Below are 15396 nucleotides of genomic sequence, written 5' to 3' on the forward strand. Positions count from 1 at the left end.
CACAATGACAAAACCGCCACACCTTGCAGTGTGGCGGCCGGTTTCGTGTCGCGCGGGGGATTAATTCTTGCTGTAGATCTGGTCAAACACACCGCCATCGGCGAAGTGCTTTTTCTGGGTGGCACGCCAGTCGCCAAACACGTCCTTGAGGGTGAATAGCTTCACCTTGGGAAACTGGCTGGCGTACTTGGCTGCAATCTTGGCATCACGCGGACGGTAGTAGTTTTCTGCGGCAATGGTCTGGCCTTGCGGGGTGTACAGGAACTTCAGGTAAGCCTCGGCCTGCTTGCGTGTGCCTTTCTTGTCCACCACCTTGTCCACCACCGCTACCGGCGGCTCGGCCAGAATGGAGATCGACGGGGTCACGATGTCGAACTTGTCCGGGCCCATTTCCTTCACGGCCAGCACTGCTTCGTTTTCCCAGGCCAGCAGCACATCGCCCAGACCGCGTTGGGTAAAGGTCAGCGTGGCACCACGCGCACCGGAGTCCAGCACCGGAACATGCTTGTACAACTCGCTGACGTAAGCACGGGCCTTGGCCTCGTTGCCACCGTTTTTCTTCAGGGCATAACCCCAGGCCGCCAGATAGTTCCAGCGTGCACCACCGGAGGTTTTCGGATTGGGCGTGATCACTTGCACATCATTGCGTACCAGATCGCCCCAGTCCTTGATGCCTTTCGGATTGCCCTTTTTCACCAGGAACACGATGGTGGAGGTGTAAGGCGAGCTATTGTCCGGCAGGCGGGTTTGCCAGTTTTTCGGCAGCAGGCCTTCGTCAGCCAGCACATCAATGTCGTAGGCCAGCGCCAGCGTGGCCACGTCGGCAGCCAGACCATGCTGGATGGACAGCGACTGCTTGCCCGAACCGCCGTGCGACTGCTTGATGGTGAGTTCTTCGCCGGTCTTTTTCTTCCACTGCTCGGCAAAGGCCTTGTTCACGTCCTGGTACAGCTCGCGGGTCGGGTCGTAGGACACGTTGAGCAGTTCGGCCGCCTTCAGCGGCGTCACCGCCAGCAGCAGCACGGCTGCCAGCGCTTTCAGATTGGTGCGGATAGTCGTCATGTGGCGGCTCCTGAGGCTATGGGCTGGTTTGTTATGCAGCACACTGTAATCAGGATTTGTTTATCACTAGAAATGATTGTTTTTTATTCTGTTATTCGAAATAAATCTATTAAGCCGATCAATGAAATTTCTAAATCGCATATAAAAACAATTATTTATTACTTTTTGCGCCAATAGGTTTGTCCTATAGTGGCCACATCAGGATAAGGACTGCGCCATGACGCGATTTGCCGACGATTTCGATTTCATCATCCAGCCTGGCTGGAAAGGAAGTGGTGCCGACCACTGGCAAAGCCATTGGCAGCAGCGGCTGGACGCCATCCGGGTGAACAACGCCAACTGGGAACAGCCCGATCTGGAAAGCTGGCTCTCCGGGCTGGACCAAGCCCTGCAAGGCGCCAGCAAGCCGGCCATCGTCATTGCCCACAGCCTGGGCTGCATTACCGTGGCGCACTATGCGCGCCGCCATCCGGGGCGGATTGCCGCCGCGCTGCTGGTGGCACCGGCCGATGTGGAGCGCGCTTTCGTACCGCGCGAACTGCTGCCATTCGCCCCGCTGCCACGCCAGCCGCTGCCCTTTGTCAGCCGGGTGGTGGCCAGCGACAACGACCCCTTCTGCAAGGTAGCGCGCGCAGCGCGGCTGGCCGGCTACTGGCAAAGCCCACTGACCTGGCTGCATGAGGCCGGGCATATCAATGTGGCTTCCGGCCATACCCAGTGGGAAGACGGGCTGGCTTTGCTGCCGCCCTTGCTGGAGCGCGCCCGCGCCCAGCGCCAGGCAGCGGCCTGAACCGCTTGCCCGCCCTGACGGGAACTGTCCTTTTGTGATGTCATCCAAGCATCTTTGACCGCGCTGGCCGGCAGTGTCACACTCCCTGCCAGCCTGTTTTCTGATGCCCAGAGCGGCCGACAGCTGATTTCCCTGCCACAGGACACATCGCAGCAGGGTGCTTGTCATCCGTTCTTTATTCCCAAAAGGATGTCCCATGTTTGCTGCTAGCCCGATCAAGACCGCCATTGCCGCCATTGCGCTGACCCTGCCCATGCTGGCCCATGCCGATGCCGCACAGGATGCCGCCGCCAAGGAACTGGCCCAGGTGATCGGCCTGAACAATATGCCGAATGATCTGGCCAACCGCACCACTGGTTCGGCCGGCCCGCTGCTGCAGGAATACTTCGTCAAGAACAAGATCAACCTGACGCCGGAACAGCAAAAGAAGGCCCAGGAAGGCTTCAAGTCCTATGCTGAAGGCGTGCACAAAACCGCCGCCGACTACTTCAACTCCGCCGCCGTGAAAAAGCAGTTTGAACAGGAAGTGGCAAAGAATTACAGCGCACAGTTCTCTGCTGCCGAGATGCAGCAGATCGTGGCTTTCTACAAGACCCCGGCCGGCCAGAAGCTGATGAAGCAGCAGCCGGTGGTGATCGACGGCATCATGAAGAACATGCTGGGTTCTGCCGAAAAAACCCTGCTGCCGAAAATGCGTAGCGCTGCCGAGTCCTACGGCAAGACCATCAGCAAATAAGTAGGCGCATCACCAAGATCAAACGGCCCTGCGGGGCCGTTTTGCATGGCACAACCATCAGCGGTGCGGCACCATCAGGATGGTCTTGCTGAAACTGCACGGCAGCCCGCCAGGGTTGTGAAAGCTGTACAGCTGGTCCGAGGCAAAAGCCAGCGACTGTCCGGCCTGCAGATGGTATTGCTGTTGCGGCAGGGTGATGTCCAGCACACCGTCCAGCACATAGATGATTTCATTGCAGCCCGGCGCATCCGCCTCGGCGTGGTAGCTATCTGCAGCGGCCAGTTGCCAGCGCCACAACTCCAGTACCATGCCCGGCTGCGGTACCGACTCCAGCAGCGTGGCGTGGCTATCGGCCTGCACACCCTGCCAGATGCGCAGCGGCAGGTTGCGCGTGCTGGCCGGCAATAGCGGCGGGCGTACCACCTCGGCAAAAGCCAGCCCCAGCGCCGAAGCCAGCTTGTCCACGGTGGCGATGCTGGCATTGCTTTCACCCGCCTCGATATTCACCAGCATGCGCCGGCTGATACCGGCCAGTTCGGCCAGCCGCTCCTGGCTGTAACCCTGCTGCAGCCGTGCCTGGCGCAGATTGGCCGACACGTTCTGAATCACTTCCAGCGAACCGTTGCTCATGATATTGGGCAATATATTGCACAAATGATAACAAGTGCATTATATTGCACTTACCCACCTACCAGCAATGCACGACATACCATCATGACTACCCTGACCGCCAGCGCCGGCCTGCCGCCGCGCCACTCCCGCCTGCCCGACATGGTGCTGATCGTTGTCACCATGATCTGGGGCGGCACTTTCCTGGTGGTACAAAACGCCCTGCAGTGGGCCGGCCCTTTCGGCTTTGTCGGCCTGCGCTTTGCTGTGGCCGGGCTGATTGCCATGCTGCTGTGCTGGCGCGAACTGGCCGGCATCCGGCGCACCGAGCTGTTGACCGGCGTGCTGGTGGGCAGTGTGCTGTTCGGCAGCTACAGCCTGCAAACGCTGGGCCTGCAGCTGATTCCCAGCAGCAAGTCCGCCTTTCTTACCGGCCTGTATGTACCGCTGGTGCCGCTATTCCAGCTGCTGCTGTTTCGTCGTCATCCCCGGCTGGCCGCCTGGCTGGGCATTGCCATCGCCTTTGGCGGCCTGGTGCTGCTGTCCGATCCGCGCGGCATGCATTTCAACTTTGGCCCCGGTGAATGGCTGACCGTAGCCGGTGCCGCCATGATCGCGCTGGAAATCAGCCTGGTGGGGCGCTTTGCCAGCCAGTGCCATCCGCGCCGGGTCGCCGTGGTGCAATTGCTGACCGTGGCCTTGTTGTCCGGCATCGGCTGGCAAATCAGCGGCGAAGCTGCACCGCAGCTACAGCCCGGCCTGTTGCTGAGCCTGCTGGGCATGGGGCTGGCCACGGCGGTGATCCAGATCGCCATGAACTGGGCACAGAAAACCGTGCCCGCCACCCGCGCCACCATCATCTACGCCATGGAGCCGGTATGGGCCGGGCTGGTGGGCGCACTGGCCGGCGAATACCTCAGCGCCATGGCCATTGGCGGGGCGGCCATGATCGTGGCCAGCGTGCTGATCAGCGAGCTGGCAGGCCGTGGGGATGACTAGGGCAAAATATGCAGAATAATTGACCGGGCGGTTTGCCAAACCGCCCTGCTCGTGATTACTCTTGCCGCTTGTCCGAACCAACCCTGTCTGCCATGAAACCTGTCGATCTGCTCAAGGGCCTGTGCGCCATCGTGCTGGCTCTTGCCTTCCTGCTGTGGCTGTATGGCACGTTCACCAACCAGCCGGATTTTGTCACCGCCGCCATGTGGCTGGGCGATGTGCTGGTGATGCTGCCGGCCTACCTGATTCCCACCATTACCGCCTGGCTGGTGAAAAACCCGCGTCTGAAAACCATTGCCCTGATCAATATCCTGGGTGGCTGGCTGCTGCTTCCCTGGATCATCGCCATGGGCATGGCCATCAAGCGCGACGACCTGCGCGCGCAAGACTAAAACCATCAGATAAACGCGCTTGATAGCGGCGGCAGCCTTCCCGTAAGCTGCCGCCATGTCTGCCCTCTTCCCCCGCCCGCTGTTCTCCGGCCTGTTGCGCCCCTTCCTGCGCGACCGGCTCCTGCATGTATTGCTACTATTGATGGTGCTGCTGTGGCTGCCTCAGCCGCAAGCCGGCAGCCAGTTTGCCAACTGGATAGACTGGCCCACCATTGCCACCCTGGCCGGTCTGCTCTTGCTCACCAAAGGGGTGGAGTCCAGCGGCTATCTGAGCCATCTGGGCCGGCTGATCATCAACCGCCTGCCAAACGAGCGGGCGCTGGCGCTGTTTCTGGTCAGCATGTCCGCCCTGCTGTCCACCGTGCTCACCAATGATGTGGCGCTGTTCATCGTGGTGCCGCTCACCCTGGGGCTGCGCGGCATTGCCGGCCTGCCGATAGGCCGGCTGGTGATCTTTGAAGCGCTGGCAGTGAATGCCGGCTCCCTGCTCACCCCTATCGGCAATCCGCAAAATATCCTGCTGTGGCAGCTCTCCGGCCTGTCATTCGCCGGCTTTACCTGGCAGATGGCCCCGCTGGCACTGGGCAGCATGGTGCTGCTGTTGCTGGCCACCGCACTGGCCTTCCCCCGCCAACGGATTCATGCCCAATTGCATGATGATACTGGCGGCTACCAGCCGCGCTTGCTGGCGGTGTGCGCGCTGCTGTATGTCGGCTTTGTCCTGGCGCTGGAGTCGGGCCACCCCGGCTGGGGGCTGGCCGCGGTCGTCGCCGGGGTGGCCTTGCTGCGCCCGGCGCTGCTGCTGACGGTGGACTGGAGCCTGATTGCCGTGTTCATGCTGATGTTTGTCGATATCCGCCTGCTGACCGGGCTGCCTGCCCTGCACCACGCAACCGATGCCCTCGCCGGGCTGGGGCAAACCGGCCTCTACCTGACCGCCCTGCTGGGTTCGCAGCTGATCAGCAATGTGCCGGCCACCATCCTGCTGGTGAAATACAGCAGCGCCTACAAGGTGCTGGCCTATGCGGTGAATGCCGGTGGCTTTGGCTGTGTGCTGGGTTCGCTGGCCAACCTGATCGCCCTGCGCATGGCCGGCGAGCGCGGCATCTGGCTGCAGTTTCACCTGTATTCGCTGCCCGCCCTGCTGCTGGCAGGTGTGCTGGGCTACGTTCTGCTGTAAATCTCCACACGCAAAAAAACCCGGCCACCGTGAGGGTGCCGGGCAATGTGTCACCCTGACCGGGTACTCATGCTTACAGCGAAGGCAACAGCCCTGCCGCCACAAAGCGGTTGTAGCTGCCGCTGGCTACCAGCGCGGCGGCCTTCTCGATATCCGGCGCGAAGTAGCGGTCCTTGTCATAGAAAGTTACTTGTTCACGCAGCTCGGCCTTGGCTTCTTCCAGCTTGGCGCTGGCCTTGTGCGGGGCACGGAAATCCACGCCCTGGCAGGCAGCCAGCAGTTCCACCGCCAGGATGCCGGCGGTATTGCCCGCCATGTCGCGCAGGCGACGGCCGGCGAACGTGGCCATGGAGACATGGTCTTCCTGGTTGGCACTGGTCGGCAGGCTGTCCACCGACGCCGGGTGCGCCAGCGATTTGTTTTCCGATGCTAGGGCCGCGCCGGTAACCTGGGCGATCATGAAGCCGGAGTTCACCCCGCCGTTGTTGACCAGGAAGGGCGGCAGCTTGGACAGGTTGCTGTCAATCAGCAGCGCCATGCGGCGCTCGGACAGCGAGCCGATTTCGGCAATGGCCAGGGCCAGGTTGTCGGCGGCAAAGGCTACCGGTTCGGCGTGGAAATTGCCGCCGGACAGGATGTCGTTGTCGTCGCTGAACACCAGCGGATTGTCCGAGACCGAGTTGGCTTCCACTTCCAGCACGCTGGCGGAGTGGCGGATCTGCGTCAGGCAGGCACCCATCACCTGCGGCTGGCAGCGCAGGCTGTACGGGTCTTGCACCTTGCCGCAGTTTTCGTGCGAGTGTTCGATTTCGCTGTGTTCCAGCAGCACGCGGTAGGCGCTGGCGGCGTCGATCTGGCCGGCATGGCCACGCACGGCGTGGATGCGTGCATCAAACGGGGTGCGGCTGCCCTGGGCGGCTTCCACCGACATCGAGCCGGCCACCACGGCGGAGGCGAACAGGTCTTCCGCCGCAAACAGGCCTTCCAGGGCAAAGGCGGTGGAGGCTTGCGTACCGTTGAGCAAGGCCAGGCCTTCTTTCGGTGCCAGGGTGATGGGCTGCAGACCGGCGGCCAGCATGGCTTCACGACCATGCACGCGCTGGCCGTTGACGAAGGCTTCACCCTCGCCGATCAGCACTGCACTCATATGCGATAGCGGGGCCAGGTCGCCGGAAGCACCCACCGAACCCTTTTGCGGAATCACCGGGTAGATGCCGTGGTTGAACAGCGTCACCAGCGCTTCGATCACCTGACGGCGGATGCCGGAGAAGCCACGCGCCAGCGAGTTGATCTTCAGCGCCATCACCAGGCGGACGGTGGAGTCGTCCATCGGCGCGCCAATGCCGGCGGCGTGCGACAGCACGATGGAGCGTTGCAGCAGCTCCAGCTCGTCCGCTGCGATGCGGGTATTGGCCAGCAGGCCAAAGCCGGTATTGATGCCATAGGCGGTGCGGCCTTCGGACAGCACGCGCGCCACGGTGGCGGCAGCAGCGTCGATGCCGGCATGGCTGCTGGCATCCAGTTGCAGCTTGAGGCCGGTTTCACGCGAAACGCGGCGCAGGTCGGCCAGTGTCAGTTGGCCCGGTACGATATTGAGAATGCTCATGGTTTCAGTCTCTATTGTTTGTCAGCTGGCATCACGCCCGCAGGCGTGGCCAATCACTTTGTTGTTTGTACTTCATGCGCTGCCACCGGCTTGGCCGTGGGCAGCGCGCTCGTCTTACTTGAGCATCGGCAGATCGAGGCCCTGCTCACGGGCGCAGTTCTTGGCAATGTCGTAACCGGCATCGGCATGACGCATCACGCCGGTGCCCGGGTCGTTGCGCAGCACGCGGCCTACGCGCTTGGCGGCTGCGTCGGTGCCGTCACACACGATCACCACGCCGGAATGCTGCGAGAAACCCATGCCCACGCCACCGCCGTGGTGCAAGGACACCCAGGTGGCACCACCAGCGGTGTTGAGCAGGGCATTGAGCAGCGGCCAGTCGGACACGGCGTCCGAGCCATCCAGCATGGCTTCGGTTTCACGGTTGGGCGAAGCCACCGAACCGGAGTCCAGATGGTCGCGGCCAATCACGATAGGTGCCTTGAGTTCGCCATTCTTCACCATTTCGTTGAAGGCCGCACCCAGACGGGCGCGGTCTTTCAGGCCGACCCAGCAAATGCGTGCCGGCAAACCCTGGAAGCTGATGCGCTCGCGTGCCATGTCCAGCCAGTTGTGCAGGTGCGGATCGTCCGGGATCAGCTCTTTCACCTTGGCGTCGGTCTTGTAGATGTCTTCCGGGTCGCCGGACAGCGCCACCCAGCGGAAGGGGCCGATGCCTTCGCAGAACAGCGGGCGCACATAGGCCGGCACAAAGCCGGGGAAGTCGAAGGCATTCGCCACGCCTTCTTCCAGCGCCATCTGGCGGATGTTGTTGCCGTAGTCCAGCGTGGCGGCACCGCGCTCCTGCAAGGCCAGCATGGCGCGCACCTGCACGGCCATGGATTTCTTGGCGGCGGCGGTGATTTCAGCGGCGCTGTTTTGCTGCTTGGCGCGCCATTCGGCCACAGTCCAGCCTTGCGGCAGATAGCCGTGTACCGGGTCGTGGGCGGAGGTCTGGTCGGTGACCACGTCCGGGGTGATGCCACGATTCACCAGTTCGGTGAACACATCGGCGGCATTGCCCAGCAGGCCGACGGAAACCGCCGTGCCGCTGTGTTTGGCTTCTTCGATGATGGCCAGCGCCTCGTCCAAGGTGGTGGCCTTGCGGTCGACATAACGGGTTTTCAGGCGGAAATCGATACGGCTTTCATCACACTCGACAGCCAGCATGCTGAAGCCGGCCATGGTGGCGGCCAGCGGCTGCGCGCCACCCATGCCACCCAGACCACCGGTCAGGATCCAGCGGCCCTGCGCCTTGCCGTCGAAATGCTGGCGGGCGACGGCCACGAAGGTCTCATAGGTGCCTTGCACGATGCCTTGCGAGCCGATGTAGATCCAGGAGCCGGCGGTCATCTGGCCGTACATCATCAGGCCCTTCTTATCCAGCTCGTTGAAGTGTTCCCAGTTGGCCCAGTGCGGCACCAGATTGGAGTTGGCGATCAGCACGCGCGGCGCATCGGCATGGGTGTTGAACACGCCCACCGGCTTGCCGGACTGGATCAGCAAGGTCTGGTCGTCTTCCAGACGCTTGAGCACATCCAGAATGGTGTCGTAGCACTCCCAGTTGCGGGCAGCGCGGCCAATGCCGCCATACACCACCAGGCTTTGCGGATGCTCGGCGACTTCGGCGTCCAGATTGTTCTGGATCATGCGGTAGACGGCTTCGGTCAGCCAGCTTTTGCAGGAAAGCTCGGTACCGCGCGGGGCGCGGATGACGCGAGTCGGGTCGAAACGGCTGTCTTGTTGTGATGCGCTCATTGCTGTCTCCTTGGTACTTCCATGTTGTCGGGCAACTGCCCTGAATAGAGTGTGGCGTGGCTCAAAGAGAGCCTGTGGCCAGATGACGGGTGATACTCCACGCCAGCCGGGCCGCCGTCTTCGCGCCGTGGCTGTCGATATCGAATTGCGGGTTCAGCTCCACCAGATCAGCCCCGGCCAGCTTGCCGCTGCGGGCAATACTGCTGACCAGCGCCTCCACCACCTGCAGTTCCACCCCCATGGCGGCGGGGGCGGATACCGCAGGCATCACGCTGGCAGGCAGGACATCGAGGTCAATCGTGAGGTAGAGGATGTCTACCTGATCCATAAAGCCCTGCAGCGTGTCCTGCGCGGCCGCCAGGCCGGCCTGGCTCAGTGCGCTGTCCAGCAGCCACTGCACGCCCAGCTGGCCGGCGCGGGCAAACAGCGCCTGGGTATTGGATGGCTCGGCCACGCCCAGGCACAGGTAATGGAAGGGCCGGCCGCTGGCCGCGCAATCGGCCGCGATCTGCGCGAACGGGGTGCCGGAGGTGGCCTCGGCTGCCTCGCGGATATCAAAATGGGCATCGAAATTGATGATGCCGATCACCTTGTCCGGGTGCGCCGCAGCCAGGCCGCGCCAGGTGCCGTAGGCGGTTTCGTGGCCGCCACCCAGCACCAGCGGAAAATGTCCGCCCCCGGCGAGTTGTTCGACCGCCGCAGCCAGCCGCAAATGGGCAGCGTCCAGATCGCCATCGGTACAGGCCACATCGCCCATATCGCACAGCGGCCGGTCCTGATGCCAGGCCAGATTGGCCAGCGCCTTGCGGATGACTACCGGAGCGGCCGCCGCGCCAACGCGGCCCTGATTGCGGCGTACGCCTTCGTCACAGGCAAAACCGACAATGCCGATACCCGCCGGCAGGCCAGCGGCAAACGGTGTGGCCAGCTGGTGCCAGCGGCGGGCCAGTTCGCCTTCGCCAGCATCAATACGGCCGCTCCACAACTTCATGTCTGGGTTCATCATGCGTTTTCCTTGCCCGGACGCTGACCACGGAATACCCGTTCGGCCAGCGCATTGACGCCGAGTCCGTAGACGATTTCGGCAGGGTGATCGATATTCCACAGCAGCAGGTCGGCCACACAGCCCACGGCCAGCCGGCCATGGCTGTGGCCACGGCCCAGCGCCTGTGCGGCATGGCGGGTGGTGCCGGCCATGGCTTCTTCCGGCGTCAGGCCGAACAGCACACAGGCCTGGTTCATCGCCAGCCGGATCGAGGCAAACGGGCTGGTGCCGGGGTTGAGGTCGGTGGACACCGCCATCGGCACACCGGCTTCACGCAGCGCCGCCACCGGCGGCTTCTGGGTTTCGCGCAAAAAGTAAAATGCGCCGGGCAACAGTACCGCCACGGTGCCGGCGGCCTTGAGTGCAGCCACACCAGCGGCATCCAGATATTCGATATGGTCGGCCGACAGGCCGCCAAATTCGGCCACCAGCGCTGCGCCATGCAGATTGGACAGCTGCTCGACATGGCCCTTTACCCGCAAACCGTGCTGCTGCGCGGCCTCGAATACACGGCGGGTTTGCGCCGGAGAAAAACCCACGCTTTCGCAGAACACATCCACCGCCTCGGCCAGTTTTTCCACCGCCACGGCCGGCAGAATGTCGCGGATGACATGCTCGATATAGCCATCGCCATTGCCGGCAAATTCCGGCGGCAGCGCATGGGCAGACAGCAAGGTGGGCGACACCTCCACCGGCTGGCTGGCCGCCAGTTGCCGGGCAACACGCAGCTGTTTCAGCTCATCGGCCAGGTTCAGCCCATAGCCGGATTTCATTTCGATGGTGGTCACCCCTTCGGCCATCAGCGCCTGCAGGCGCGGCAGGCTGGCGGCGGCCAGTTGTGCCTCGTCCAGTTCGCGGGTGGCGCGCACGGTGGAGACAATGCCACCCCCTGCGGCGGCGATCTGCTGATAGGGCACGCCTTGCAGCCGCTTTTCCCACTCGGCTGCGCGGTTGCCGCCATACACCAGATGGGTATGGCAATCGATGAAGCCGGGGGTGATCCAGCGGCCGGCCGCATCCACCACCTCGCCATCGAAGCTGGCCGGGTTCAACTGCTGCTGCGGCACAATGGCAGCGATGCGGCCGGCTTCCACCACCAGTGCGTGGCCATGCAGCGCGCCATAGGGTGCGGCATGCTGCGTATCCATGGTGGCCAGCCGGGCATTGAGCCACAGGCTGCGCGGGCTATCGTGAGTGGGGGTCATGTCTGCTCCTGATTTGTATATACAAATAAACTGGATACGAAACCGTGTCAACAGCAGTTTTATGTGACTCTCAAACAAATATTGTACAAATAATCAATAAATTCAATGATTTGATAAAATAAAAAAGGGAGCCAGCGGCTCCCTTTGTGCGTCATAAATCCAACAGTATTTGTATAGTCAATTGTTTGTCGCGGTGTGACTCAGCTATCCACCCAGTTGACCCAACCGTAATGCCAGGTCAGCAACACGATGATGCCGAACACGATGCGATACCAGGCAAACAGCATGAAGCTGTGGCTGGAAATGAAGCGCAGCAACCAGCGCACGCAGAAAAAGGCCGAGACAAAGGAAAACAGCAGGCCCACAGCCCAGATACCCAGATCATCCGCCGCCAGCAGCGCCCGGTCTTTATACAGGGAATACAGCGAGGCCATGATCAGCGTGGGAATGGCCAGGAAAAAGGAAAACTCAGTGGCCGCCTTGCGCGACAGGCCAAACAGCATGCCGCCAATGATGGTGGCACCGGAGCGCGAAGTACCCGGCACCAGCGCAAAAGCCTGGGCGCAGCCCACCTTCAGCGCGTCCAGCGGCGTCATTTCCTCTACGGTTTGCACCCGAATGGTGTGCTGGCGGCGCTCGGCCCACATGATGACCAGCCCACCGATGATGAACATGCTGGCCACCACCGGGGCGTTGAACAGATGGGCCTTGATGGCCTTGCTGAACAGAAAGCCCAGCGCCGCCGCCGGGCAAAAGGCAATGGCCAGGTTGAGGATGAAACGCTGTGCTGCCCGGTCATGCCGGGCCCCGGCCACTACGCTGGCAATACGGGCACGGTATTCCCAGATCACGGCCAGAATGGCACCGGACTGGATGACGATTTCGAACAGCTTGCCGCGCTCGTCGTTGAACTTGAGCAACTCACCAGCCAGGATCAGGTGGCCGGTGGAGGAAATGGGCAGAAACTCGGTCAGCCCCTCGACGATGCCGAGGATGGCCGCCTTGAGCAGAAGCAGGGTATCCATGATGTTGTGGTCGGTGTTGGTGGTTGGGAAAATTCAGGGCGCTAGGATGCGCTGACAGCATAGCCGAACTGGATGACAGAATCACGGCACCGGGCTGGCGCAATGCCGTGCAAGCCACCGGGCCAGGCCGGTGACGCAGGCAGTTTACTTCTTGACCCGGCTTTGCGAGCGCAGCTTGTAGCGGCCGCCGGGGTGGACCAGCCGGGCAAAAGTGACCAGATTCTTGTAAGACCAGGTACGCCGCAGCACCAGCAGGCAGGGTTCGCTGGCGGTGATGCCCAGCATGGCCAGCTCACGTGTATCCGGCAACACCGCCTCGACCGTGTGTTCGATATCGGTCAGCGGGCAGCTTTCCATCAGGTATTCATTGGGTGTGCGCCGGCTGAAATCCTGCAGGATATAGTCCGGTGCCCAGGCCGGATTGACATAGCGGTCTTCCAGCTGGATGGGCAGGCCGTCTTCGCGGTGCACCAGAATCGAATGGAACACCGGCGTGCCCACCTTGACTCCCAGTTGCAGGGCGATTTCCTCACCGGCAGAGATGGTTTCCAGCTGATGCACGTCGGCCGTGTGGGTATGGCCACGCGCCTCCACTTCCGCTGCGATATTGTTGATGTCCAGCAGCGGCGATTCGGCCTTGCGTTCGGCCACATAAGTGCCATCACCGGCAAAGCGCAGCAGGATGCCGGCTTCGGCCAGATCGCGCACCGCCTTGTTCACCGTCATGCGCGACACGGAAAACTGCCTGGCCAGCTCCAGTTCCGGCGGTATCTTGTTACCCGGCAGGAATTCCTTCTTGCGAATGCCTTCCAGAATGTATTCCTTGATGCGCAGATAGCGCGGTTGAGCTGTGGCAGACACCTTGTGTTCCATGAAGTCGGGGGATGATGGATTCTAGACCGTGGCGGCAGGGCAAAGACTGATCCAGCGCAGACCACCGTGCGCTAGCATGCCCTGTTCCCACCGCCCTGACCAGAGCATTGCCCCGCGCGGGCTACCCTCAGCCACAGATCAAGGCGCGCCATTGCGCTATGATCATCCCATTTTCCTGCCAACGAGAAGCCCTATGGCCATGAACCTGCCTTCCGGTGCCCGGCTGATTGCCCTGGGCAACGATGTCACCCTGCTGCAGCTGGACAGCGGTAGCTGCAGCGCCACCCTGTCCTTGCTGGGTGGCCAGTTGCTGGCATTCCAGCCTTATGGTCAGCAACCCTGGCTGTATATGTCCCCCCAAGCCGTACTGCAGCCCGGCCGCGCCATCCGTGGCGGTGTGCCGGTCTGCTGGCCGTGGTTTGGCGCGCACCCGGATGATGACAGCGCCCCGGCCCACGGCGTGGCCCGCCAGCAGCCATGGACATTGCTGGCGGTGCTGCGCGACGGTGATGCGTTTCACGTGAAACTGCAAGGCCCGGACTGGCAGGGCCTGACGGTCGTACTGGAATACACCCTGTCCGACCATATCGACATCAGCCTGCACACCCGCAACGACAGCGCGCAGCAACAAAGCTTCAGCGCGGCCCTGCACAGCTATCTCGCGGTCAGCGACAGCCGGCGTATCCGCCTGCACGGGCTGGAAGAGGCGGTGTGCGAAGACAAGGTCGGCCGCCGTTACAGCCGGCTGCCGCCACAGCCGCTGCACTTGCAGGGCGAGTTCGATGCCATTGTCTACAGCGAAGCCGATGTGCTGCTGGAAGACCCGCAATGGCAACGCCGCCTGCGCATCAGCCGCAGCGGATCGGCCAGCGTGGTGGTGTGGAATCCGTGGCAGGACAAGGCGGCAAACCTTGCCGACCTGCCGGATGACGGCTGGCAGGATTTTGTCTGCATCGAAGCGGCCAATGCCGGCGAAGACAGCCGCCTGCTGGCCGCCGGTGCCAGCCACAGCCTGTGCTGCCGGCTGAGCTTGGCATGAGCAGCCCGCGCATGAGCAGCGGCCCTTGCCTGTCCGCCACCCTGGCGGACAGGGTATACTGCACGCCATCCCGCCAGCACGGCGTCGCAGTGGACAGCTTGTAAATGGCCAGACAGAACACGATTTCCAGTTATCTCCCGGTGACCTTTCCCAATGGCAACCGGGTGCGCCGCTTTGGCAAGCATTGCCCGCACTGCCATGCCATGGTGGGTTGCGAACACATGGCCGGCCTGGCCAGCCTGCAGCAGGACAAGCTGTTTCTGGCAGCCCAGGGCACCTGCCCTGCCTGTCAGCACCGCTTCCCCATTGCCTGCGTCATCACCGACGACAAGCGGGTGCACCGCGTACTGCTGCCCTTGTGGGTCTATCGCATGTGGCTGCAAATGGCCACCCGCAACACGCCACAACCGGTCGCCCAGGCTAACTGGGAAGTACAGGAAGAAAACACCGCCCCGGCACAGCAGGGCATCCTGCTGACGGATGCCGAGGTGGCGGCACGCTCGCCGGAGATACTCGGCCGCTTTCAGGACCAGCCCATCAGTGCCTGGATCGAATACCAGGACCGGCGCTTCGTGTTTGAACGCGCCGCACCGCCGGGGCAGTTCGCCCTGAGCGAGCAGGAAGTGCTGCTGGCTGGCAAGCTGATTTACCGTCAGCAGGACATCGCCACCACCGCCTGAGCCGCTGCTGATCCGCACGCAGTCACACCGCCCGGCCATGCCGGGCTTTTTGTTGGCTGGGACTTTCTACCGCGTTGGCAATTACCTACTTGGCTCAATCGCAAGCGATGCAGACAGTGCGCCCCATCCCCGTGGCGCGCGCCGTCTGGGGCGGGTTGGGCAAGGTTTTAAGCCGCCGCCATGTCTGAGCCATTCGACGGTAGCGAATGGCGAGTTCGGCGGCGCCTTGCCCGGCCCGAAACAGGCGGGGTTTCGCGCAACCCGGGGTCGCCTAGGGGTGCAGGGGAGCTGGCGAGGCAGCTCCCCTGCCTGTTTGGCGGGCAGCCCCGCCATGAAAAACAGCACCGCGCAGCGGTTC

At 62.6% G+C, this 15396-nt stretch carries 15 protein-coding genes; 7 read left to right on the forward strand and 8 right to left on the reverse strand.

Going from position 1 to position 15396, the window contains the following annotated elements; all coding sequences use genetic code 11:
* Positions 1 to 60: 60 nt before the first annotated feature.
* Complete coding sequence (locus FAZ30_RS04960; protein ID WP_124641692.1) at positions 61 to 1062, reverse strand: sulfate ABC transporter substrate-binding protein; 1002 nt, start codon at positions 1060 to 1062, stop codon at positions 61 to 63.
* 217 nt (positions 1063 to 1279) lie between these two features.
* On the opposite strand from FAZ30_RS04960, the gene FAZ30_RS04965 reads away from it, so the two are divergent.
* Together FAZ30_RS04965 and FAZ30_RS04970 are read left to right on the forward strand one after the other, a co-directional pair.
* Positions 1280 to 1852 (forward strand): RBBP9/YdeN family alpha/beta hydrolase, encoded by a 573-nt coding sequence (locus FAZ30_RS04965; protein WP_124641694.1) that lies wholly within the window; start codon positions 1280 to 1282, stop codon positions 1850 to 1852.
* Between the two features lie 196 nt (positions 1853 to 2048).
* Positions 2049 to 2588: a DUF2059 domain-containing protein gene (locus tag FAZ30_RS04970; protein WP_124641696.1), complete on the forward strand. Its 540-nt coding sequence runs from the start codon at positions 2049 to 2051 to the stop codon at positions 2586 to 2588.
* Between the two features lie 57 nt (positions 2589 to 2645).
* Here the strand turns inward: FAZ30_RS04970 and FAZ30_RS04975 are convergent, their stop codons facing one another.
* Positions 2646 to 3218 (reverse strand): helix-turn-helix domain-containing protein, encoded by a 573-nt coding sequence (locus FAZ30_RS04975; protein WP_124641697.1) that lies wholly within the window; start codon positions 3216 to 3218, stop codon positions 2646 to 2648.
* Between the two features lie 84 nt (positions 3219 to 3302).
* Between FAZ30_RS04975 and FAZ30_RS04980 the strand changes: the two genes are divergently transcribed.
* The 3 genes from FAZ30_RS04980 (at position 3303) to FAZ30_RS04990 (ending at position 5768) form a co-directional block, all read left to right on the forward strand.
* Positions 3303 to 4196, forward strand: coding sequence for a DMT family transporter (locus FAZ30_RS04980; RefSeq protein WP_124641699.1), 894 nt, complete (start codon positions 3303 to 3305; stop codon positions 4194 to 4196).
* Positions 4197 to 4288: 92 nt separating this feature from the next.
* Positions 4289 to 4588, forward strand: a complete 300-nt coding sequence (locus FAZ30_RS04985; RefSeq protein ID WP_124641701.1) for a superinfection immunity protein — start codon at positions 4289 to 4291, stop codon at positions 4586 to 4588.
* Between the two features lie 55 nt (positions 4589 to 4643).
* Complete coding sequence (locus FAZ30_RS04990; protein ID WP_124641703.1) at positions 4644 to 5768, forward strand: SLC13 family permease; 1125 nt, start codon at positions 4644 to 4646, stop codon at positions 5766 to 5768.
* 73 nt (positions 5769 to 5841) lie between these two features.
* On the opposite strand, the gene hutH is transcribed toward FAZ30_RS04990, so the two are convergent.
* From hutH to hutC, 6 genes are all read right to left on the reverse strand, one after another.
* Positions 5842 to 7374, reverse strand: coding sequence for a histidine ammonia-lyase (gene hutH, locus FAZ30_RS04995; protein ID WP_124641705.1), 1533 nt, complete (start codon positions 7372 to 7374; stop codon positions 5842 to 5844).
* Between the two features lie 114 nt (positions 7375 to 7488).
* Entirely contained in the window at positions 7489 to 9171 is a 1683-nt protein-coding gene (hutU, locus tag FAZ30_RS05000; RefSeq protein WP_124641707.1) for a urocanate hydratase, read from the reverse strand.
* A 61-nt stretch (positions 9172 to 9232) separates the two neighbouring features.
* Positions 9233 to 10177 carry a formimidoylglutamase gene (gene hutG / locus FAZ30_RS05005; RefSeq protein WP_124641709.1) on the reverse strand — a complete coding sequence of 315 codons (945 nt, stop codon included), beginning with the start codon at positions 10175 to 10177 and terminating at the stop codon, positions 9233 to 9235.
* Entirely contained in the window at positions 10174 to 11421 is a 1248-nt protein-coding gene (hutI, locus tag FAZ30_RS05010; protein ID WP_137008945.1) for an imidazolonepropionase, read from the reverse strand. Before hutI ends, hutG begins: the two co-directional genes overlap by 4 nt.
* A gap of 200 nt (positions 11422 to 11621) precedes the next feature.
* Complete coding sequence (locus FAZ30_RS05015) at positions 11622 to 12446, reverse strand: undecaprenyl-diphosphate phosphatase (protein WP_124641712.1); 825 nt, start codon at positions 12444 to 12446, stop codon at positions 11622 to 11624.
* A gap of 144 nt (positions 12447 to 12590) precedes the next feature.
* On the reverse strand, positions 12591 to 13307 hold the full coding sequence (hutC, locus tag FAZ30_RS05020) for a histidine utilization transcriptional repressor HutC (RefSeq protein WP_205676649.1): 717 nt from the start codon (positions 13305 to 13307) through the stop codon (positions 12591 to 12593).
* Between the two features lie 211 nt (positions 13308 to 13518).
* Between hutC and FAZ30_RS05025 the strand changes: the two genes are divergently transcribed.
* Together FAZ30_RS05025 and FAZ30_RS05030 are read left to right on the forward strand one after the other, a co-directional pair.
* Positions 13519 to 14358 (forward strand): D-hexose-6-phosphate mutarotase, encoded by an 840-nt coding sequence (locus tag FAZ30_RS05025; RefSeq protein WP_233578313.1) that lies wholly within the window; start codon positions 13519 to 13521, stop codon positions 14356 to 14358.
* A gap of 104 nt (positions 14359 to 14462) precedes the next feature.
* Positions 14463 to 15038, forward strand: coding sequence for an Rcat domain-containing protein (locus FAZ30_RS05030; RefSeq protein WP_124641718.1), 576 nt, complete (start codon positions 14463 to 14465; stop codon positions 15036 to 15038).
* Positions 15039 to 15396 lie beyond the last annotated feature (358 nt).

Origin of the sequence: Aquitalea aquatilis (assembly GCF_005155025.1) — a bacterium.
Classification (GTDB): Bacteria; Pseudomonadota; Gammaproteobacteria; order Burkholderiales; family Chromobacteriaceae; genus Aquitalea; species Aquitalea aquatilis.